We start from the raw sequence: 563 nt of genomic DNA on the forward strand, positions 1-563 counted from the left end.
AGAATAACGGGAAGTAGCTCAGCTTGGTAGAGCACTTGGTTTGGGACCAAGGGGTCGCAGGTTCGAATCCTGTCTTCCCGATAATGAAATAAATCAACACGGGGCCTTAGCTCAGCTGGGAGAGCGCCTGCTTTGCACGCAGGAGGTCAGCGGTTCGATCCCGCTAGGCTCCATTTCATTTAAATAATGAATATCTTTTTCGCGGTGTAGCTCAGCTGGCTAGAGCGTCCGGTTCATACCCGGGAGGTCGGGGGTTCGATCCCCTCCGCCGCGATTTTTAAGAGCCTGGACCTTTAGCTCAGTTGGTTAGAGCAGACGGCTCATAACCGTCCGGTCGTAGGTTCGAGTCCTACAAGGTCCATAGTGGCGTTGTAAGTTTCATATTGGAGGATTACCCAAGTCCGGCTGAAGGGAACGGTCTTGAAAACCGTCAGGCGGGTAAAACCGTGCAAGGGTTCGAATCCCTTATCCTCCTTTTTACTATTATCGCGGGATGGAGCAGTCTGGTAGCTCGTCGGGCTCATAACCCGAAGGTCGTAGGTTCAAATCCTGCTCCCGCAATT

General features: G+C 52.4%; 6 tRNA genes. All 6 read left to right on the forward strand.

The features are described 5' to 3' along the window. Positions 1–7: 7 nt before the first annotated feature. The 6 genes from ED2_RS14585 (at position 8) to ED2_RS14610 (ending at position 561) form a co-directional block, all read left to right on the forward strand. Positions 8–81: transfer RNA gene (locus ED2_RS14585), tRNA-Pro, on the forward strand. A gap of 19 nt (positions 82–100) precedes the next feature. Then, a tRNA-Ala gene (locus ED2_RS14590) sits at positions 101–173 on the forward strand. Between the two features lie 27 nt (positions 174–200). After that, a tRNA-Met gene (locus ED2_RS14595) sits at positions 201–274 on the forward strand. A gap of 13 nt (positions 275–287) precedes the next feature. Then, positions 288–361, forward strand: a tRNA-Ile gene (locus tag ED2_RS14600). A 24-nt stretch (positions 362–385) separates the two neighbouring features. Next, positions 386–475: transfer RNA gene (locus ED2_RS14605), tRNA-Ser, on the forward strand. A gap of 12 nt (positions 476–487) precedes the next feature. Beyond that, positions 488–561: transfer RNA gene (locus ED2_RS14610), tRNA-Met, on the forward strand. The last annotated feature ends 2 nt before the right edge of the window (positions 562–563 follow it).

The organism is Enterococcus durans NBRC 100479 = LMG 10746 (assembly GCF_001544215.1).
Classification (GTDB): Bacteria; Bacillota; Bacilli; order Lactobacillales; family Enterococcaceae; genus Enterococcus_B; species Enterococcus_B durans.